Origin of the sequence: Pseudomonas viridiflava (assembly GCF_900602065.1) — a bacterium.
GTDB lineage: Bacteria > Pseudomonadota > Gammaproteobacteria > Pseudomonadales > Pseudomonadaceae > Aquipseudomonas.
Map to the genome: position 1 here is coordinate 174,617 of NZ_UWFN01000328.1, position 21,235 is coordinate 195,851.

Annotated in this window: 17 protein-coding genes; 11 read left to right on the forward strand and 6 right to left on the reverse strand. The window is 56.1% G+C overall.

Annotated elements, in window-relative coordinates:
- Positions 1–56: 56 nt before the first annotated feature.
- The 5 genes from EE949_RS25140 (at position 57) to EE949_RS25160 (ending at position 5,612) form a co-directional block, all read left to right on the forward strand.
- Positions 57–1,652, forward strand: a complete 1,596-nt coding sequence (locus EE949_RS25140) for an ABC transporter substrate-binding protein (RefSeq protein WP_122666777.1) — start codon at positions 57–59, stop codon at positions 1,650–1,652.
- A 73-nt stretch (positions 1,653–1,725) separates the two neighbouring features.
- Positions 1,726–2,736: an ABC transporter permease subunit gene (locus EE949_RS25145; protein ID WP_032624860.1), complete on the forward strand. Its 1,011-nt coding sequence runs from the start codon at positions 1,726–1,728 to the stop codon at positions 2,734–2,736.
- A gap of 11 nt (positions 2,737–2,747) precedes the next feature.
- Entirely contained in the window at positions 2,748–3,659 is a 912-nt protein-coding gene (locus EE949_RS25150; protein ID WP_122666778.1) for an ABC transporter permease subunit, read from the forward strand.
- Positions 3,660–3,669: 10 nt separating this feature from the next.
- Positions 3,670–4,638: an ABC transporter ATP-binding protein gene (locus EE949_RS25155; protein WP_122666779.1), complete on the forward strand. Its 969-nt coding sequence runs from the start codon at positions 3,670–3,672 to the stop codon at positions 4,636–4,638.
- Positions 4,638–5,612, forward strand: a complete 975-nt coding sequence (locus tag EE949_RS25160) for a peptide ABC transporter ATP-binding protein (RefSeq protein WP_122666780.1) — start codon at positions 4,638–4,640, stop codon at positions 5,610–5,612. The genes EE949_RS25155 and EE949_RS25160 overlap by 1 nt, the downstream gene beginning before the upstream one ends.
- A gap of 154 nt (positions 5,613–5,766) precedes the next feature.
- On the opposite strand, the gene EE949_RS25165 is transcribed toward EE949_RS25160, so the two are convergent.
- Positions 5,767–8,292 (reverse strand): sulfite reductase flavoprotein subunit alpha, encoded by a 2,526-nt coding sequence (locus EE949_RS25165; RefSeq protein ID WP_162874011.1) that lies wholly within the window; start codon positions 8,290–8,292, stop codon positions 5,767–5,769.
- Positions 8,293–8,675: 383 nt separating this feature from the next.
- On the opposite strand from EE949_RS25165, the gene EE949_RS25170 reads away from it, so the two are divergent.
- From EE949_RS25170 to EE949_RS25180, 3 genes are all read left to right on the forward strand, one after another.
- Complete coding sequence (locus tag EE949_RS25170; RefSeq protein WP_240350482.1) at positions 8,676–9,935, forward strand: alpha-xenorhabdolysin family binary toxin subunit A; 1,260 nt, start codon at positions 8,676–8,678, stop codon at positions 9,933–9,935.
- A 2-nt stretch (positions 9,936–9,937) separates the two neighbouring features.
- A complete protein-coding gene (locus tag EE949_RS25175) occupies positions 9,938–10,939 on the forward strand; it encodes an alpha-xenorhabdolysin family binary toxin subunit B (protein ID WP_122666783.1) in 1,002 nt (333 codons plus the stop codon).
- A 135-nt stretch (positions 10,940–11,074) separates the two neighbouring features.
- A complete protein-coding gene (locus EE949_RS25180) occupies positions 11,075–11,893 on the forward strand; it encodes a hypothetical protein (RefSeq protein ID WP_122666784.1) in 819 nt (272 codons plus the stop codon).
- 57 nt (positions 11,894–11,950) lie between these two features.
- On the opposite strand, the gene EE949_RS25185 is transcribed toward EE949_RS25180, so the two are convergent.
- The gene (locus EE949_RS25185; protein ID WP_027901326.1) at positions 11,951–13,114 is read right to left on the reverse strand and encodes a type III PLP-dependent enzyme; all 1,164 of its coding nucleotides are present in this window, start codon (positions 13,112–13,114) and stop codon (positions 11,951–11,953) included.
- An 862-nt stretch (positions 13,115–13,976) separates the two neighbouring features.
- Here EE949_RS25185 and EE949_RS25190 point away from each other — a divergent pair.
- Together EE949_RS25190 and EE949_RS25195 are read left to right on the forward strand one after the other, a co-directional pair.
- Entirely contained in the window at positions 13,977–14,174 is a 198-nt protein-coding gene (locus EE949_RS25190; RefSeq protein ID WP_122666785.1) for a DUF6124 family protein, read from the forward strand.
- A gap of 318 nt (positions 14,175–14,492) precedes the next feature.
- Positions 14,493–15,611 (forward strand): DUF3472 domain-containing protein, encoded by a 1,119-nt coding sequence (locus EE949_RS25195; RefSeq protein ID WP_122666786.1) that lies wholly within the window; start codon positions 14,493–14,495, stop codon positions 15,609–15,611.
- A 53-nt stretch (positions 15,612–15,664) separates the two neighbouring features.
- Here the strand turns inward: EE949_RS25195 and EE949_RS25200 are convergent, their stop codons facing one another.
- The 4 genes from EE949_RS25200 to EE949_RS25215 are packed head-to-tail and all read right to left on the reverse strand — an operon-like array spanning position 15,665 to position 19,117.
- Positions 15,665–16,831 carry an osmoprotectant ABC transporter ATP-binding protein OsmV gene (locus EE949_RS25200; RefSeq protein WP_122666787.1) on the reverse strand — a complete coding sequence of 389 codons (1,167 nt, stop codon included), beginning with the start codon at positions 16,829–16,831 and terminating at the stop codon, positions 15,665–15,667.
- The gene (locus EE949_RS25205) at positions 16,828–17,481 is read right to left on the reverse strand and encodes an ABC transporter permease (RefSeq protein ID WP_087266619.1); all 654 of its coding nucleotides are present in this window, start codon (positions 17,479–17,481) and stop codon (positions 16,828–16,830) included. The genes EE949_RS25200 and EE949_RS25205 overlap by 4 nt, the downstream gene beginning before the upstream one ends.
- A 13-nt stretch (positions 17,482–17,494) precedes the next feature.
- Positions 17,495–18,388, reverse strand: a complete 894-nt coding sequence (locus EE949_RS25210) for a glycine betaine ABC transporter substrate-binding protein (RefSeq protein ID WP_122666788.1) — start codon at positions 18,386–18,388, stop codon at positions 17,495–17,497.
- Positions 18,389–18,403: 15 nt separating this feature from the next.
- Entirely contained in the window at positions 18,404–19,117 is a 714-nt protein-coding gene (locus EE949_RS25215) for an ABC transporter permease (protein ID WP_122666789.1), read from the reverse strand.
- 346 nt (positions 19,118–19,463) lie between these two features.
- On the opposite strand from EE949_RS25215, the gene EE949_RS25225 reads away from it, so the two are divergent.
- Entirely contained in the window at positions 19,464–21,047 is a 1,584-nt protein-coding gene (locus EE949_RS25225; RefSeq protein WP_122666790.1) for a peptide chain release factor 3, read from the forward strand.
- The last annotated feature ends 188 nt before the right edge of the window (positions 21,048–21,235 follow it).

The window sequence follows — 21,235 nt, forward strand, 5'->3', positions numbered from 1 at the left end:
GGGGGCCAACACCGCGGCGGATCGGTCTTTGACGCTCAATCAACGGAGGTTTCCCATTGAAACTGCTATCGCTACGCAACTCTATCGCCCTGGCACTGTTCAGCGCGGCACTGAGCGTCTCGGCCAAGCCTTTGGTGGTGTGCACCGAAGCCAGCCCTGAAGGCTTCGATATCGTTCAATACACCACCGCTGTCACGGCTGATGCCACGGCAGAAACATTCCTCGACAAACTGGTCGGCTTCAAGCCCGGCACCACCGAGACTGAACCCAACCTCGCTGAAAGCTGGGACGTCAGTGACGACGGCCTGACCTACACGTTCCACCTGCGCAAAGGCGTCAAGTTCCAGACCACCGAGTATTTCAAACCAAGCCGCGAGATGAACGCCGATGACGTCCTTTGGAGCTTTCAGCGTCAGCTGGACCCGAAGCACCCATGGCATGAAAAATCTCTGACCGGTTACCCGTATTTCGAAAGCATGGGCTTCAATGACCTGCTTAAAAGCATTGAAAAAGTCGACGACCACACCGTCAAATTCACCCTGACGCGTCCTGAGTCGCCGTTCCTGCGTGACCTGGCCATGCCGTTCACCTCGATCTACTCCGCCGAGTACGCCGACCAGTTGCTCAAAGCCGGCAAAACCGCCGAACTGAACAGCAAGCCCATCGGCACAGGCCCGTTCATCCTGACTCGCTATGCCAAAGACGCTCAAGTTCGCTATAAAGCCAACCCGGATTACTGGAAGGGTGCAGTGCCCAGTGAAGCGCTGATTTTTGCGATCACACTGGACAGCAATGTGCGCCTGCAAAAGCTCAAGGCCAACGAGTGTCAGGTCGCGCTTTATCCAAAACCGGACGACATCGCAACCATCAAGGCTGACCCCAAGCTCAAGATCGACGAGATGGAAGCCATGATGACCAGCTACATCGCCATCAACACGACGCATAAGTACCTGAACGATGTGCGTGTGCGTGAAGCGATCAATCTGGCGTTCGACAAAAAGGCTTACATAAAGGCGCTGTTTGGTGAAGGCAAAGCAACTGAAGGGGTAAACCCGTATCCTCCAACCCTGCTCGGCTATGCCCACGACATCAAAAATCCGACACATGATCTGGAAAAAGCACGGGCACTGCTTAAAGAAGCAGGCGTGCCGGAAGGTCAGGAGTTCAGCCTGTTCCTGCGTAATGGCGGTGCAGTGACCAACCCGAACCCCGCGCTCGGTGCACAGATGCTGCAGGCAGACCTGGCGAAAATCGGGCTCAAGCTGAATCTTCGAGTGATGGAATGGGGCGAAATGCTAAAACGTGCCAAAGCAGGTGAACACGACATGGTGTTTGCAGGCTGGGCTGGCGACAATGGCGACCCGGATAACTTCCTGACACCCAACCTGAGTTGCGAAGCAGCGAAGAATGGTGAAAATTACGCCCGCTGGTGCAACAAGGCGTTTGAAGAAGCAATCTCCAAGGCCCGGGAAAAGACCGATCCAGCTGAACGGGCTGCGCTTTATGAACAAGCTCAGCAAATATTTGCCAAAGACGTGCCTTGGCTAAGCCTGGCTTATCCAAAACTGTTTACTGCAATGCGTAGCAACGTCGAAGGCTACCAAATTAGCCCGCTGACCAATAACAACTTCGCCACTACCAGGGTGAAGTAGAAAAATAATCCGGCGGGCTCTAACCAGAGCCCCGCTGGAATACGCCTAACCGGCTGATGAGGTACACACAAAGATGTTTAGTTTTATCGCCCGCCGAGTGGGGTTGTTGATACCCACGTTTTTCGGCATCACCTTGCTGACCTTTGCCTTGATCCGCCTGATTCCGGGCGACCCGGTTGAAGTCATGATGGGTGAACGCCGGGTCGATCCGGAAATGCACGCCCAGGCCATGGAACGTCTTGGCCTTAACAAACCCCTGTATGCGCAATACATCGACTACGTCGGCAAGCTCGCCCAAGGCGATCTCGGCGAATCTTTGCGCACGCGGACCAGCGTGTGGACCGAGTTCACCGCACTGTTCCCGGCCACTCTGGAACTGTCGATTGCAGCGCTGATCTTCGCGGGCATTCTCGGTCTGCTGGCCGGTGTCATCGCGGCGCTCAAACGGGGCTCGTTATTCGATCACGGGGTGATGGGTATTTCCCTGGCAGGCTATTCGATGCCGATCTTCTGGTGGGGCCTGATCCTGATCATGTTTTTCTCGGTGACGCTGGGCTGGACGCCGGTCTCCGGGCGTATCGACCTGCTGTATGACATCCCGCCAAGAACCGGTTTCATGCTGATCGATACATTGCTCAGTGATGAAGAAGGCGCCTTCCTTGATGCCCTGCATCACCTGATTCTGCCCGCCATCGTGCTCGGCACCATCCCGCTGGCGGTGATCGCGCGGATGACCCGTTCTTCGATGCTCGAAGTACTGCGTGAAGACTACGTACGGACCGCTCGTGCCAAGGGCCTGTCGCCTGCGCGCGTGGTGTTCGTTCATGGCCTGCGTAACGCGCTGATCCCGGTACTGACCGTGTTCGGCCTGCAAGTCGGCGCCCTGCTCGCCGGTGCGGTACTGACCGAAACGATCTTCTCCTGGCCGGGTATCGGCAAGTGGCTGATCGAGGCGATCGGTGCCCGTGACTACCCAGTGGTGCAAAACGGCATTCTGCTGATCGCCTGCCTGGTGATCCTGGTCAACTTCGTGGTGGACATCCTCTACGGCTTTGCCAACCCACGCATCCGTCACCAGCGCTGAGATCCTTACCTATGAGCACACCTACTCCTTCGGTAGCAGTCGATCAAAGCCTGCTTTACCCCTCGCCGTACAAAGAATTCTGGCAAGCCTTTGCAAAAAACAAAGGCGCTGTTGCTGGCCTGATGTTCATGACCCTGATCGTGTTCTGCGCGTTGTTCGCCCCTTGGGTCGCGCCGCATGACCCGAGCGAGCAATACCGCGACTTCCTGCTGACCCCTCCGGTCTGGCTTGAAGGCGGTCAATGGCAATTCCTGCTGGGCACCGACGAACTGGGCCGTGACCTGCTGTCGCGTCTGATCGAAGGTTCGCGCCTGTCGCTGCTGATCGGTTTGTCGTCGGTGGTGATGTCGTTGATTCCGGGCATTCTCATGGGCCTGATCGCCGGGTTCTTCCCGCGCATTCTCGGCCCGTCGATCATGCGCCTGATGGACATCATGCTCGCCCTGCCTTCGCTGCTGCTGGCTGTGGCGATTGTCGCTATCCTCGGCCCTGGCCTGATCAACACCGTGATCGCTATCGCCATTGTGTCGCTGCCTTCGTACGTTCGTCTGACCCGCGCTGCGGTGATGGGCGAACTGAACCGCGATTACGTGACGGCTGCACGTCTGGCTGGCGCTACCCTGCCGCGCCTGATGTTCATCACCGTGCTGCCAAACTGCATGGCGCCGCTGATCGTGCAGGCGACCTTGAGTTTCTCCTCGGCAATCCTCGACGCTGCAGCGTTGGGCTTCCTCGGTTTGGGCGTACAACCGCCAACACCTGAGTGGGGCACCATGCTTGCTTCGGCACGGGACTACATCGAACGCGCCTGGTGGGTAGTGAGCCTGCCGGGTCTGACCATTTTGCTCAGCGTGCTGGCAATTAACCTGATGGGCGACGGGCTGCGCGATGCGCTGGACCCGAAACTCAAAAATGCCGCCTGAGGAGATTCGCATGTCACTTCTGGAAATCAAGAATCTCAACGTCCGCTTCGGCGACTCAAGCGCTGTACCGGTTGTCGACGGTCTATCGTTGAGCGTCGAGAAAGGCGAAGTCATGGCCATCGTCGGCGAGTCGGGTTCGGGTAAATCCGTGACCATGATGGCGTTGATGGGCCTCATCGATCACCCTGGTGTGATCACCGCTGACTCACTGAACTTCGACGGCCATGAGCTGCTCAAGCTCAACTCCCGGCAGCGTCGCAAGATCATCGGCAAAGACCTGGCGATGGTCTTCCAGGACCCGATGACCGCGCTGAACCCCAGCTACACCGTGGGCTTCCAGATCGAAGAGGTTCTGCGTCAGCACTTGAACCTGTCTGGCAAAGCGGCGCGTCAACGTGCCCTTGAACTGCTGCAGAAAGTTGAAATCCCGGGCGCGGCATCGCGTCTCAATGCGTACCCGCATCAACTGTCGGGCGGCATGAGCCAGCGTGTGGCGATTGCCATGGCGATTGCGGGCGAACCTAAACTGCTGATCGCTGACGAACCCACCACCGCGCTGGACGTCACCATTCAGGCGCAGATCATGGACCTGCTGCTGAGCCTGCAAAAAGAGCAGGACATGGCGCTGGTGCTGATTACTCACGACCTGGCGGTTGTGGCTGAAACCGCACAGCGTGTCTGCGTGATGTACGCAGGCCAGGCCGTTGAAGTGGGTCAGGTACCGGGCTTGTTCGACGTGCCGGGACACCCCTACAGCGAAGCCCTGCTGGCGGCGATTCCGGAGCACAGTATGGGCGCCGAACGTCTGGCGACATTGCCGGGCATGGTTCCAGGCCGTTATGACCGCCCGCAAGGCTGCCTGCTTTCGCCGCGCTGCCCTTACGTGCAGGACAAATGCCGCACCCAGCGCCCAGGGCTTGATCCGAAAGCTCACAGCCTGGCGCGTTGCTTCTATCCGCTGAATCAGGAGGTGGCGTAATGAGCGTCGTTCTTACCGCCCGCGACCTTACCCGTCACTACGAAGTCTCCCGCGGCCTGTTCAAGGGTCACGCACTGGTGCGCGCCCTTAACGGCGTGTCTTTCGAACTTGAGGCAGGCAAGACTCTGGCTGTGGTCGGCGAGTCCGGCTGCGGCAAGTCGACCCTGGCCCGCGCCTTGACCCTGATTGAAGAGCCGTCTTCCGGCTCGTTGAAAATCGCCGGTCAGGAAGTCAACGGCGCCACCAAGGATCAACGCAAGCAACTGCGCAAAGACGTGCAGATGGTTTTCCAGAGCCCTTATGCGTCGCTCAATCCACGGCAGAAAATCGGTGATCAGCTCGGCGAGCCGTTACTGATCAATACCAATCTGTCTGCCAAGGAACGTCGCGAGAAAGTGCAGGCGATGATGGCTCAGGTCGGTTTGCGCCCTGAGCACTATCAGCGCTATCCGCACATGTTCTCCGGTGGCCAGCGCCAGCGTATTGCCCTGGCTCGCGCCATGATGCTGCAACCGAAAGTACTGGTGGCAGACGAACCGACTTCCGCGCTGGACGTGTCGATTCAGGCACAGGTGCTGAACCTGTTCATGGACCTGCAGCAGGAGTTCAACACCGCTTACGTGTTCATCTCCCACAACCTGTCGGTGGTGCGTCACGTCGCTGATACGGTGCTGGTGATGTACCTGGGTCGCCCGGCGGAAATGGGTCCCAAGGAAGAGATCTATAACCGTCCACTGCACCCGTACACCCAGGCATTGTTGTCGGCGACCCCGACGATTCACCCGGACCCGCTGAAGCCGAAGATCAAGATCGTCGGTGAACTGCCCAACCCGCTCAACCCGCCAAGCGGCTGCGCCTTCCACAAGCGCTGCCCGTACGCGACCGAGCGATGCTCCACCGAAGAACCGGCCCTGCGTCTGGTCGACAACCGTCAGGTTGCCTGCCATTACGCTGAGCAGTTTGTGGCGGCGTAGGTAGAGCCTCGCTCCAACAGGTGACGGTGAATCCTGTGGGAGCGGTGCTTGCCCGCGATAAGGCTGGACGCGGTTCACTTTAGATCTCGTCCAGCCTTATCGCGGGCAAGCACCGCTCCCACAATAAACCGTACTCCAACTCAGTATCTGCGGCTCAATAAACATCCCTTCGATACCGGCCTTCCTCAATCAACTCCCCCACCATCTGCGCGCCAAGGATTTCGATCAACGCGGCGTCCACGCCTGCCGCCATGCCTTCCAGGCTGCCGCAGATGTAAATCGATGCACCCTCAGCCAGCCACGCTTTTAACTCGTCAGCGGCTTGCAGCAAGCGATCCTGCACATAAATTTTTTCTGCCTGATCACGGGAGAACGCCAGGTCCAGCCGCGTGAGTTGCCCTGCTTCCAGCCACGCCTGTAATTCGTCGCCGCAATGAAAGTCATAGGCCTGATGACGCTCGCCAAACAGCAGCCAGTTACGCACTTGCCCCTGCGCAATGCGCGCCCTGAGCAAGCTGCGCAATCCGGCCAGGCCGGTTCCGTTGCCCAACAAAATCAACGGGCGCGGCTCGGCGGGCAAATGGAAGCTACTATTGCGCCGAACCCGCAGGCTGACTGAGTCATCGAGCGCTACATGCTCGGTCAACCAGCCAGAAGCCAGCCCGAGGCTGCCATCGGGATGCAGCTCCTGACGCACGATCAACTCCAGCACGCCATCCTCGACAATCGACGCGATGGAGTATTCGCGCGGAGCCAACGGCACCAGCGCATCAATCAATGCTTGAGCATGCAGCCCTACCAGATGCGCACGGTGGTGAGGCAATTGACGACTGGCCAGCGCCACCTCGATGGGCTCCTCCAGCCCGCCGACACTCACCGGGGAGTTCACCACAATGCCCAACCCGGTGAGAAAGTCCTCTACGGCCTGCCGACTGTTGCGTGGCATCACCTCCACCAGATCACCGGCCGCCCATGCCATTGAAGAGGGAGGCGTCAGACCGAGCAAAAACACCTTCGAACCGCTGCTGCCCGGATTGAGCAGTTCGCGCTGCGAGAGAACCCAGTTGTCATAAGCGGGCGCCTGCCAGAGAACCGCAGGCGTGCTGCCGGTCAACTGCCCCAACTGTTGCTGCCAATGCTGCAGGGCGACCGGGTCGGCACTGTCCACTTCAACGGGGGCGAACAGCGACTGACCGCCCTGCTGTTGCAGCCAGTCCTGCAAGCGATGGGCAAACGCGCAGAAGTGCTGATACTGGCGATCACCAAGACCCAGCACCGCGTAATTGAGATTGTTCAGCGACAAGCCGCTGCCCAGCAGTTTGCGCTCGAACCCCCGGGCGCTGTCCGGTGCTTCGCCATCGCCAAAGGTACTGACGACAAACAGCGCGTTGCGGCTCTGGCTCAGATCCTGTTCGGTTACGTCAGCCAGGCGCTGAACGTTCACCGGCATTCCCGCAGCCTGCAATTGCCCCGCCGTCTGCCAGGCCAACTGTTCGGCAAACCCGCTCTGGCTGGCAAAACCAATCAGCCATGCAGGCCCTTCAATGTTGCTGGCAACCCCCGCACGGGCGTTGCGCACATCGCGTTTCTTGCGCCGACGGTCCAGATACAGCAGCCAGCCCGTGATGAAGAACAGCGGCATCATCAGCGATGCGACGGTCATGATGATGCGCCCTGGCAGGCCGAAGTAACTGCCAACGTGCAGGCTGTAATTGCTGACCAGCAACTGCGCGCCGAAGCTCTTCTCGGCATAGCGGGACACCGCACTGATGTCGCCGGTGGCAGGGTCGAGGGTGATCTGGTTGAGCGCCCGAGGATGGGGCGAATCCTTGAGCAGATAGAAGATCGTCGCGGGCTGACCAGCCGTGTTGGGCAGGCGGATATTGTACGAGGCCAAGCCTGGGCCAGCCGCCGACTGAATGCTGCTCCAGATCGCAACGTAATCCGCCTTCGGGGCCGGCTCGCTTTTACCGACAGGACGCATACCCCCGCCCCGTCGCTGCTCGCCGATGGGCGCATCGCCCAGCAAGGCGTGCATGCCATTACTGAACCAGTCGTAAGACCAGTTCAAGCCGGTGACGGCGAACAACAGATAGAACAGCAGGCACCAGGTGCCAAACACTGAATGCAGGTCCCAGTTGAAACTGCGACCCTTCTTGGCCCAGTCCATGGTCAGCCAGATGCGCCAGTTCAGGGCCTTGCGCGGCCAGCGCAGATAGAGCCCGGACAGACAGAAGAAAATCAGAATCAGCGTGCAGGCAGCGGTCACCTGCTTGCCGTATTCACCCATGGCCAGAAAGCGGTGCAGTCTCAGTACAAAATCAAAAAAACCGGCACCGGCGGCGTCGCCCGTGACTTCACCGGTGTACGGGTTGAAATTGCGCATCGGCCCGCGCCGCTCGCCGGGTGGCGGAGTGAAATACACCTGTGCAGCTTTTTCACCCACGACCTGTACCCGCAAGATCGCCACGGTAAGCCCCGTTTCGGCTTCCAGTTTGCGCACCAGCTCTACCGGTGGCAAAGGTGTGCCACGCGCCTCGACGATCAACGCGTCAGGGTTGATCCATTCAAGAATCTCATCCTCGAACGAATAAAGAGCCCCGGTTATACCCATCAACGCCAGCACCAGCCCGGCCGTGATACCGAAGAACCAGTGAACTTGAAACAGAATCTTCGTCAGCACCCTTACGACCTCATGGACCCGCAATGCGGCGCATTATGCCTGTAAACGACAAAAATTCTCATTCGCTATTCGACTGAGGGTGAGAACGTCGCATAGCGGCCCTCCCTTTTCCGCTTTGCCCTGGTCACTAACTGCAAAGGATATGCCGCTCTTATCGTGAACTATTTCAGGCTTTTTCAAGGTCTATTGAAAATGCCCCGAAAACTATAAGCCCTCTCCGTAAAAGTAATTCTCCTACATTCACGGACTACTTTTCCACTTTGACAGTAACGCGACATCCACCCTAATCTCAAAGCGTGCAAAAGGATTTATACATCGCGCACAAAAATACTTATTAGAGGCACCTACTTGTAACTGAACATCATTAAAGGATTAATGATATGTCAATTTATGAAAACCTCCCTGTCAGTACTGACACGGTTGTCGATGAAGCCGCCCGGGCTCCTATTTTACTGTTCGACTACTCTGCAGCTAATCATAATGATTCCGCGCGAGAGCCAGGGCTCTTTCTCACCAAGGAGCAACTCAAGAACATTAAACGTTACGAGATTGCCGGGCTGGCCTTGCCCGTCGAACTCAACAACGTCATCCATTATCTGGGGTATGCGACCGGCGCGGGTAAAGGGCTTGAAGCGGTAGACTTCCAAAAGACCTTCACGTTGATCCATAACCATGCCAGCAGCTGGAACCCGCTGCGGGTCGATCTTATATCTGTAGGGCAGAAACTGGAGGTATTTGCGGGCGAAATGCAAAGCCATGGAAGATCCATGGAAGAAGTTGTCACAGATATCAGGGCGCTTGACAGGCTCGATGAGTACAACATTAAAACCCTCGAAGATGTCCGCAAGCTTGAAGTCAGCATGGGCCATAAATTTCCTGGAATAGCCCTCGACGACTGGGATAAAGAAGCCGTTAGCGACTTCGGCTATATCCTCGATAAAATTCTTGACAGCGTAAAGCAGCAGGAGGCCGAAGCGAACAGTATCAAGGTTCGTCTTGATACGTTCGCCATCATATTGGCTGAGCAGGTACGTCCAGCACTCCAGTTAAAACTTCGACTGATAGATAACTCTACCTTGTCCGACGATATCAAAGCGCTTAACGTCATCATCAATCGCCGTGCCACCCATATTGATGACAAGGTAAAAGAGTACAAAGATCTGGTTAAACAGGCGATAGGTTCCGCAGGCTCTTTTAATATTGTAGGTCTCGCCATGTCGATCTACACCGGTGTAGACGCTGAAAGAGTTCGTAAAGAGCGTGACAGACTTCGGGCCGAACAAGCTCGCGATATCGCTGAGATGCAGACCAAAAATCGTATTCTGGGTTCGCTCAACAAAGTACGCCTCGACTTGCAAGATCTCGATCTGATCGTCATTGATGCCGACATCGCCACTAAAAACCTTGTCACCGTCTGGAACAGATTGTCCATCTTTATCAAGCAGTCCTCGGACAGGGTTGATGAGATAGATGATGCACTTTCAGTTCGCAGGTTCATTGGTGCGTTCCGTTTGGTCGTCGATCCTTGGGATGCGATTAAAAAAGATGCAGGTCTTCTATTAGCCGTGTTCGCCGAAGCGGACAAAGAGTTCAGAGCAGAATATCAAAGCCAGCCCAACCGTCTGGGCAGTGGAGCATAAACATGAATGTCACCTTCGAACCAACCGACTACCTGCAATCAGAAGCCCTCGATCTGACCGCTCTTCGACAGTCCAAGCAATCCTGCAACGACAAGATGATCGACATCGAAGTGTTTTATACCCAAACTTCTTATTTACCAAGCCTGTACGACAAGTTCAACCGTTTGAATTCAACGCTGAACCAAAGTCATGTCCGACTGCGCGACGTTACTCAGCGGCTGCAACATAATCTGGATTCGCAAGCCAGAATCATAGGTGGCTATCTGACGGAATTCGAGGAATCTTCCGATGACACCGAGCGCCTGGAAATTCTTGCCGATGTGGCCAGGGAATTGAACACCGTTCTAAAAACCACCCGCAGCGAAGCCAGTATTCTGGCCTCCTCGCTGCTTTCAATCAGTGAACCGTTCGAGCGCACCTCTACCTTGCGTAATCTCTTGGGGTTCGATACCGAGCTGGAACGCCTGCCCTTGGAAATACAGGAGATCGAAGCCAGCCAGGCGAAGGTTGAGGCTGAGCGCGCCACCTTAACGGCAGCGATCAATGCAATCGAAAGCAAAGGCTTTGGCGAAATTGCCCAAGACGCCATCCTGACCGGCGAAAAGGTTGCTGCACTGGGTCCTACCCCACCCCAAGCGGCCGCGATAGCACTGGCGCTGGATCTGCTCAAGCAGTCCCTTGACAAGCTGGATGCCAGCCTGAATTACATGGGTTTGATCCGCCTGCGAGATGTACTGCGCGACCGCAGCAAAGAGTACGCCACCACCCTACGCGGCAAACAACTGGATCTTGGCGCCGCAGGACGTCGCATCAGCATGATTCAGGCCGTGCACGCCTTTGATGATGAACTCCTGGCCTACAAACGCGAATACAGCAAAGTGGTTGAGACCGTTCGGGCTTACGAGGCCCGATTCAACCGCATGTCCACGGTGGACGAAGGTGTAGCGCACGATTTTATTGCTGAAACAACAGCACTGACTAGTTACTTGCGGCCAATACGCTAAGTCAAGTCAGCGACAGCGTTCGTCGCATTCTACAATAGCAATCGCAGGGGCGGTTTTGAACGCTCCTGCACGACGCCATCACTACCAGAAAGCTGATGATAACGCTGTTTATCACCCCAGCCCTTGGGCGACTAAATGATGAATTACTTTACTGCGCTAGATGTTAATCAACTCGACAACTACGCGTTCTTTTCAGATAAGCTCCCCACCTCGCTGCTTCTATCCAGAACCACGCTCAACTTGGGGTTTACTGTAGATTCGCGTCAGTACACATTGTTTGAATTAGACAAACTGATTAACCGGGCCAAGGCGGATGCGAATACCTGGCGCGGCACCCTGGACGCTTTTACATCGCTACATAAGGAGCTTCAGCTTTTTATTGATGAGTTCATACTCATTTCTCAGCAGGCACTAGAGGCCCCAGGCACACCCGATACCGCCAGACTTTTCGAGCTTGCCACTTCCAAAACGTTTCAACTCACAAAAGCGTTCAATCAGCAGCAGGGGACCGCGATACACCTTGCAACAGGAACTTACACTGTACTGCCACGACTGATCGACTATACGTACAGTAATATTTACCTCTTTGCACAACGCGAAAATATGCTTTCAAACGCCACTTCGATCAAGGTCGGCCCTGCATGGGGACGTATATCTGGCAGCATCAGCGTTGCGCCAAACCCCACTTCAGCCTACCGCTATGCACAGGCAATGAAGTTTATCGACGCCTACCTAAGAGAATACGCACTCAGTCACATGGCCTATAGCAATCTGACCGCACATCTCACAGGCTTGAAAGAGATGACAGCTCATTGTGTCTGGCAGTCACTACAACTGAGAACCATCACCAAAGCTTCCCGCCTCAAGGCCAGTGTCGGCATTCTGCTGGTCTCGCTAAGAGAAATACAACGTACATCCGCTGAGGCCATTTCGTTGTTTCAAAAGCGGAGATAACTTCTCGCATAAAAAAGCCCGTGACTCGTCACGGGCTTTTTATGCGCATCAGATCAATCAGACGTAGAACGATTTCAGCGGCGGGAAGCCATTGAATTCTACGGCGCTGTAGCTGGTGGTGTAAGCACCGGTGGACAGCCAGTACAGGCGGTCACCGATGGCCAGGTTCAGCGGCAGGCCATACTTGTAGTTCTCGTACATGATGTCGGCGCTGTCGCAGGTTGGGCCGGCGATAACCACTTCTTCCATCTCACCTTTCTTCTCGGTCCAGATCGGGAACTTGATGGCTTCGTCCATGGTTTCGATCAGGCCGGAGAACTTGCCCACATCCGTGTACACCCAACGCTCTACTGCGGTGCGGGATTTACGCGAGACCAGCACCACTTCGCTGACCAGAATACCGGCGTTGGCGATCAGCGAACGACCCGGTTCCAGGATGATTTCCGGCAGGTCATCACCGAAATCTTCTTTCAGGTAGCGAATGATTTCTTCAGCGTAGGTTTCCAGGCTGTTGGTGCGGGTGATGTAGTTAGCCGGGAAGCCGCCGCCCATGTTGATCAGCTTGAGGACGATGCCGTCTTCTTCTTTCAGACGTTCGAAGATCACTTTGACCTTGGCAATCGCTGCGTCCCAGACGCTGATGTCGCGCTGTTGCGAACCGACGTGGAACGAGAGGCCGTAAGGCACCAGGCCCAGATCACGCGCCAGGATCAGCAGATCCATGGCCATGTCGGTCTGGCAGCCGAATTTACGCGACAGCGGCCAGTCAGCCGTGGTCGAGCCTTCGGTCAGGATACGCACGTAGACTTTCGAACCCGGCGCTGCCTTGGCGATGTTGCGCAGGTCGGCTTCGGAGTCGGTGGAGAACAGACGCACGCCCTTCTCGTAGAAGTAGCGGATGTCCTTGGATTTCTTGATGGTGTTGCCATAGCTGATGCGGTCTGGAGTGACGCCGCGGTCCATGACCTTGTCCAGCTCATAGATCGACGCGATGTCGAAGCTTGAACCTTTGTCCTTGAGCAGATCGATGATCTCGACCGCCGGGTTGGCTTTGACGGCGTAGTACACCTTGGCGAATTCGAAACCTGCGCGCAGGTCATCGTAAGCCTGGCTGATCATCGCGGTATCGATAACCACGAACGGGGTTTCTTGCTTGTCGGCAAACGCCTTCATTTTGTTGAAGGTGTCGCGCTGGAAATAGTCTTCGACCTGGATCGGCATGCGGAAACTCCTACTGGCAAACTGCATTAATCAATGGGTGCAAATGAACGCCCTCCGTATCCCCACTTTGGTTCGCCTACTTCCCAAGGCATGTCCGCCGAAAGCAAAAAAGGCCATCTGGAGGTCGCCTCCCGTGGCCTTGCTGTCTCGTCGTCAGTACTTGAGCCGGATGGATCGTTTCCAGCTTGGACGTTCGGCGCGAACTTTAGGACCTGAGGGGTTAGAGATCAACAAAAAATGTCGCATTTGCAGACGTTTCTGCCGGATCGACACGTATGCCCCATTGTAGTAACGGACCCGTGTGACAGCTTGATGTTCATTTTTGAGGTAAATGGGTGGCAGACAGAGGGTGATGGGTTGCCTGGATCCCGTGGGAGCGAATTCATTCGCGAAGGGGCCCGACCGGAAACGAAGCATTGCCTGACCCACCGCTTTCGCGAATAAATTCGCTCCCACAGGGATCTCGGTGGCAGTTGGGCAAAGAGCAGCCTGCCCCATCGCTTCGCCAACAAGTTGGCTCCTACAGGGTCCGGGATGTCGACGAGCCCGTGAATTCCTACAAAAAATGTGACGATTGCGCAGGTCTCGTCCGTATCTCCGGTGTGAAGTTTCCTAGAAACTCAAACCCGCTTGCGTCTGCCATTTCCCGGAACTAGCCTGCGCTCCGCCACTGTAAATCAGTGGCCGGGTGTGAGAACTCGGTCTTCTAATAGGCGCATGATCCGTCAGTTATGGCGGCTGTGTGCAGGCAGACTTTTGTCTGGCCGGGTGCCTATGACCGGTTTCTCACCCTGTTCGCAGCTGCCACCCTTTTCGCGTGAGAACGATTAAGGCTGGTACTTAAATCTATAGGAACCAAGATATGACCCAGCCAACCGCCACGCTAGAACAAGACCTCCAACGCATCAGCGACCTTCTCCGTTGCGCAGCCGCCACCGCCTACGAATCCAGCGACCATCTCACCGGCCAGAAACGCGACCTGGCGTTTTCGGTGGTGCATCTGGTCGAGATTGCGCAGGGGCTGGTTGAGCGGTCTATGATGGCCATGGAATCCCGTTAAGCGAAACACGTCCTCTGTAGAAGCTGCCATAGGCTGCGAAAGCGCCTTATCTGACGCACCGCAATTCGCAGCCTTCGGCAGCGCCTGCAGTAAAAAGCATTTTCCTGTAGGTGCGTTATTGTCAGCTCGTCACACCGAGGCCAACGCCAAACTTGCGCTTGTGCAGCCTCCAATTCCGCCAGCGAATGCCGAAACTTTATTAATTCAGACTAAAAAAACCACTTTTTATTCATACATATTCCAAACACTGTCATTTATATCAGGTTACTCCTCAAAAAAAAGACCCGAAAATAACCTTTTCCCGAGGAGCGTCCGACCATGAAAAAGATAAGAAACAATGACAGACTTGTTAATTCGGATGTACCTACCTGGGGGCCTGCCATTAGCTCCGTATTCGAAGAGGTCGAAGCAGAGCTCTCCTACATTGAGCAGTACGTGCCTCGAGCCGGAGACAATATTCACATTTACTGGTCGGGCTGTGACTTCTGGTTTGGACCGCGTGGTGGTTACGCGGGTATCCAGCACCTGGATGATGCTGTCGTCGACGGGCAGATATTTACCTACAACAACATCTGTTCAATCTGGGACCTTGTGGATAATCCAGACGAATCCGAGGTACGTCTCGACTATGGGATCGAGGGCCTGCATTCAAGTCACTTTGGAGGAGAAGGCACTGGCCTGCATACGTCGCACCCTATGCCTTGGTCACCGGATCAGTGGTATGCGATCGTGATTAGAAGGTGGTACATACCAGGCGAAGAGGTGACTCGCATGGCGATGTTTATGTACTCCTACGCCGACGAAAGATGGACACACTACATGTCGGCATCAGTGCCTGAGCCAGACGTTCCTCTCTCCGGCACCACATGCACGGGATTTCTGGAGCGCTTTTACGGTGACGCACTGGGTTACTACGGTGTTTACGGTCAACATTTTAGAATGAATAAAGATGGCACTTGGCAAAAGCCTCTTTACTATGTGGCAGGAGCAGGCGGAGAGCCAAGTAAATGGAATGCAACACTCACCTACAATGGAGGTGATGGGGGCGACACAAATATCAAACTGATTGCAGGTGGGACGCATGAAAATACGGAGCCCTCCCTACGCCTGGAACCCAACCAATTTGATGACAAACCCAAACCTGTCACCCCACCCAGAATAGACTTCTTTAGAGCAGCCTATAATCCGCAGATGAACGAAATACATCTTCAGTGGGCAATTCCCGTCAACTCACCTCCCCAACTCAGTTTCCACATCGTCATACGTGAAGAAATGCACAGCGCCCCGCTAACCTACACTTCGGAGGCAATACCTCACCAACGAGAATATACGTTCTATCTGGTACTACCGGCTGGATCCTATGTAGCGACTCTAATAATCACCGATATTTTTAATCAGGACTCGGTGGGCCTTATTGCGCCATTCATAGTGTACTGAACTGACGGTCAGATCGACGAGCCCGCCGCGATTACAGCGGCGGGCTTATATCGTCAGCTGGCCGCGTCAGCCGCAATCTCAGCCGGCGAAACGATGCTGGTCTTGCCACCACGGGAACGACCCGAGCTCAGGTATTCCGCAATCGATTCCTGTGTCACTTCACCCAGGAACACGTTCTCGGCATCCAGCACCGGCAGCCATGAGCGGTTGAACTCGTACATGCGCGACAGCAGGATGCGCAAGTGTTCGTCGTAGGCCGCGGTGGCGTTGAACTGACGCAGGAACGGCAGGCAGGTGCCGGTCTGGCGATGCAGATCGCGACGGCGCACGTAGCCCATGGCCTTGTTCTCGGCATCGGTGACGACGATGTAGCGACGGTCGTTTTCGTCCATCACTTCCAGTGCATCGGCCACCGGGGTTTCCGGGCTGACCGATGGTGCGTTGTCGGCAGCATCTTCGGCTTTGACCAACAGCAGACGCTTGAGGGTGCTGTCCTGGCCGACGAAGCTCGACACGAACTCGTCTGCCGGGTGTGCCAGCAAAGTATCCGGATGGTCGATCTGCAGCAGTTTGCCTGCGCGGAAGATCGCGATCTTGTCGCCCAGCTTGATCGCTTCGTCAATGTCGTGACTGACCATGATCACGGTCTTGTTCAGCGCGCGTTGCATCTCGAAGAATTCGTTCTGGATCATCTCGCGGTTGATCGGGTCGACCGCACCGAACGGTTCGTCCATCAACAGCAAAGGCGCGTCAGCGGCTAAGGCGCGGATGACGCCGATACGCTGCTGCTGACCACCGGACAGTTCACGCGGGTAACGATGCAGGTACTGCTTGGGCTCCAGCTTGATCATGCTCATCAGTTCACGAGCACGGTCGTGGCAACGCTTAGCGTCCCAGCCCAACAGTTTTGGCACCACTACGATGTTTTCTTCGATGGTCATGTTCGGGAACAGACCGATCTGCTGAATCACGTAGCCGATGTTGCGACGCAGGGTCACTTCGTCCAGATCAGTGGTGTCTTCACCATTGATCAGCACCTTGCCGGAGGTCGGCATGATCAAGCGGTTGATCATTTTCAGGGTAGTGGACTTGCCGCAACCAGACGGGCCAAGGAAGACGCAGATCTCGCCTTCGTTAACGGTGAGGCTGACCGAATCGACAGCCTTCACTTCTTTGCCGTTGCTCTGGAAAGTCTTGGACAGGTTCTGTAGTTCGATCATTTCAGTAATCCTTTTGGAGTCAGCGCACGTTGCAGCCATTGCAGGAGAAGGTCAGCGATGATGGCCAGAATACTGACTAGTACCGCGCCGACGATCAGCATCGACATATCGCTGCGGCTGATTGAAGCAAGAATAAGTACACCCAGACCGCCAGCACCGATGGTGGCGGCGATGGTCATGACACCGATGTTCATCACCACGGCAGTACGCACGCCAGCGAGAATCACCGGTACGGCGATAGGCAGTTCAACCATGCGCAGGCGCTGGCCGAAGGTCATGCCGATGCCTTTGGCGGCCTCGCGAATACCCGGTTCCACGCCTGTCAGTGCCAGATACGTGTTGCGCATGATCGGCAACAACGAATACAGGAATACGGCAGTGATCGCGGGCATCGGGCCAAGGCCCTGGCCGAACTTGGAGTAGAACGGCAGCAGCAGGCCGAACAGTGCAATCGATGGCACGGTCAGCAACACGGTGGCGCTGGCTTGCAGCGGGCCAGCGAGCGCCGGGAAGCGGGTCATCAACACACCCAGTGGAACGCCGACAACAATGGCCAGTGTCACGGCAATGCCGACCAGCGTGATGTGCTGCCAGGTCAGTTGAATGACCTGTGCCCAATCCAGGTGGGAGAAGGCGCTAAAAATACTCATATCGTCTCCTTCCTTAGTTAAGTGGGTGCTGACGCAGGAAATCTGCGGCAACCGTGGATGGGCTTTCATGACCAACGTCGATGCGAGCGTTGAGGTCGATCATGGTCTGGTTGTCCAGCAGATCAGCCAGCGGCTTGAGCAACGTGGCGATTTCCGGATGCTTGTCCAGATACTCCTGACGGATCACCGGCGCAGCGGTGTAGTCCGGGAAGTAATGCTTGTCGTCTTCCAGCACTTTGAGCTTGAAGGCGTTTAAGCGGCCGTCGGTGGTGTAGACGAGCCCGGCAAATACCTGGCCGTTACGCAGCGCGGTGTACACCAGGCCTGCGTCCATCTGCCGAGTGTTTTCACGACCGAGATTCATGTCGTAATGCTTGACCATGCCGATCAGACCGTCGGAACGGTTGGCGAACTCGGTGTCCAGCGCTACGACATGACCCTCTTTGGCTTCGTCTTTGAGGACTTTGGTCAGGTCGGTCATGGTGTTGACCTGCGGATATTTGTCCGCCACTTTCTGCGGCAACGCCAAGGCGTAGGTGTTATTGAATTTCGACGGCGAAAGCCAGACCAGGCCTTTCTTCGCGTCGACTTCTTTCACCCGTGCGTAGGTTTGTTCGCTGTCGAGCTTTTCATCGATGTGGTTGTAAGCCACGAGAGAAACGCCGGTGTATTCCCACAGCAAATCGAGCTGACCGCTTTCCTGTGCGCTGCGGGCAAGGTTACTGCCCAGACCGCCAGTGATTTGCACGTCATAGTTTTTGGTACGCAGGTATTGCGCGGTGAGTTCAGCCAGCATGGTCTGCTCGGTAAACACACGAGCGCCAATGCGCAGCAGCGGTTTGTCCGCTGCCTGGGCAAATGCCGGGAACAGCATGGCAAAGCCTAGAAACAAGCATAATTTTTTCATCGGTAATCCTTTCGCTCAGCGAGTCAGGCCACGTTCCAGCCAGGTACGACTGGCGAGTGTCACCAGACCATCAAGCAGCAATGCCAGCAGAGCGGTACACGCCGCGCCCAGCACCAGTTGCGGCTGATTGTTCAAGGCGATGCCCGGGAAGATCAGGCTGCCGAGGCTGTTGGCGCCGATCAGGAAGGCCAGAGGCGCAGTACCGACGTTGATCGCCAGCGCCACACGCACACCGCCGACGATGATCGGCACCGCGTTGGGCAATTCGACCCGCCACAGAACCTGACGCGGCGTCATGCCGATACCGACTGCGGCTTCCTTGAGTGAACCCTGAACGTTTTTGAGGCCTTCGTAGGTGTTGCGCACGATGGGCAACAGCGAGGCGAGGAACAGCGCGAAGATCGCAGGCCCACTACCAATCCCGAGAATCCCGAGGGCAATGGCCAGAACGGCGAGAGGCGGAACGGTGTTGCCAATGTTGAAGATCTGCATGAAGCGTTCGGCGCGGCCAACCATGCTGGGTCGGCTAAGGGCAATGCCCGCCGGGATCCCGACCACAAGGGCCGCCAACATTGAAACCAGAACCAGAACCAGATGAGCTTGCAGATAGAAGAGCAGGTCATCCTGGTATTGCTTGATAGTACTGATGCCGATCCAGTGGATCAGCAGGGCCAGGAGTGCGATAACAACCGCACCTCCAATCAGCCCCTTGCCATAGCGATTAGCCACAGGCGGACTCCTTATTTCAGTCGGCGAACGCGTTGCCGTTGACCGACCCTTGCAGGTGATCAGGAATAACGTTCGCGAAGAGCAGCGGGTGGGTCGCCATTGAGGTTGCCCTCGGCGAAAACACAAGCCATTAGCGCAGCTTCGTCAAGCCAACAATGCTGATGAATCAGCCCCTGACGTTGGCCGTTTTACTGGCCTTGACGGGGGAATGGACGTCTCCACGATCTGAAAGGTTCCCATGAAAGATGCTAATTGGCCACCGCGCATCTACTCAACGGTACGGTTATTGCCTCGACTTAGGCTATAATCTGCGCCCTTTTTTGACTCACCTGCCAGGCGATTTCCCATGACCCAACAGGCCGCCGAAGTCGCGAAACGCCGCACTTTCGCCATTATTTCCCACCCGGATGCGGGTAAAACCACCATCACAGAAAAACTGCTGTTGATGGGCAAGGCCATTTCCGTCGCCGGCACGGTGAAATCTCGCAAGTCCGATCGTCACGCGACATCCGACTGGATGGAAATGGAGAAGCAACGCGGCATCTCCATCACCACCTCGGTCATGCAGTTCCCGTATCGCGATCACATGATCAACCTGCTCGACACCCCGGGCCACGAAGACTTCTCCGAAGATACCTATCGCACCCTCACTGCCGTCGACTCGGCGCTGATGGTGCTCGATGGTGGTAAAGGGGTTGAGCCTCGGACCATCGCGCTGATGGACGTGTGCCGTCTGCGTGACACGCCGATCGTCAGCTTCATCAACAAACTCGACCGCGATATTCGCGACCCGATCGAGTTGCTGGACGAGATCGAAGCGGTCCTGAAAATCAAGGCTGCGCCAGTTACCTGGCCGATTGGGTGCTACCGCGACTTCAAGGGTGTTTACCACCTGGCTGACGACTACATCATTGTCTACACCGCAGGCCATGGCCACGAGCGAACTGAAACCAAGATCATCCAGAAGCTGGATTCGGACGAAGCCCGCGCTCATTTGGGCGACGAGTACGACCGCTTCGTTGAGCAACTGGAGCTGGTGCAAGGCGCCTGCCACGAGTTCAATCAGGAAGAGTTCATCAACGGTCAACTGACCCCGGTGTTCTTCGGTACGGCTCTGGGCAACTTCGGTGTTGACCACGTACTGGATGCGGTCGTGAACTGGGCACCCAAGCCTTTGGCCCGTGTTGCCAACGAACGTACCGTTGAACCGGTTGAAGAGAAATTCAGCGGCTTCGTGTTCAAGATCCAGGCAAACATGGACCCGAAACACCGCGACCGTATCGCGTTCATGCGTATCTGTTCGGGCCGCTACGACAAGGGCATGAAAATGCGCCATGTGCGTCTGGGCAAGGACGTGCGGATCGGCGACGCGCTGACGTTCTTCTCCTCCGAGCGTGAAATGCTTGAAGAGGCTTACGCGGGCGACATCATCGGTTTGCACAACCACGGCACGATTCAGATCGGCGATACCTTCACCGAAGGCGAAAGCCTGGGTTTCACCGGTATCCCGCACTTCGCCCCGGAACTGTTCCGCCGCGTGCGTCTGAAGGATCCGCTCAAGTCCAAGCAATTGCGTCAAGGCTTGCAGCAACTGGCCGAAGAAGGCGCCACGCAGGTGTTCTTCCCGCTGCGCAGCAACGACATCATTCTTGGCGCCGTCGGTGTGCTGCAGTTCGATGTGGTCGCCAGCCGCCTGAAGGAAGAATACAAAGTCGAATGCGCCTACGAGCCGATCACTGTGTATTCAGCCCGCTGGATCGATTGCGCGGACAAGAAGAAGCTCGAAGAGTTTGAAGTCAAAGCGGTGGAAAACCTGGCAATGGACGGCGGCGGTCACCTGACCTACCTCGCGCCAACGCGGGTTAACCTGGCCTTGATGGAAGAGCGCTGGGCTGACGTGAAATTCCGCGCGACGCGTGAACATCATTAAGTAAAAGATGCGCGGTGTAGCTGACACCGCGCCGCGCCGCTTGAACATTGCATGAGTGCCCGGACTGAAACCGGATTTACTGTGGGAGCGAATTCATTCGCGAAGAGGGCAGACCTGAATAAAATCCGGGTCTGACACACCACTTTCGCGAATAAATTCGCTCCCACAGGGAACTGCACCACATCCAG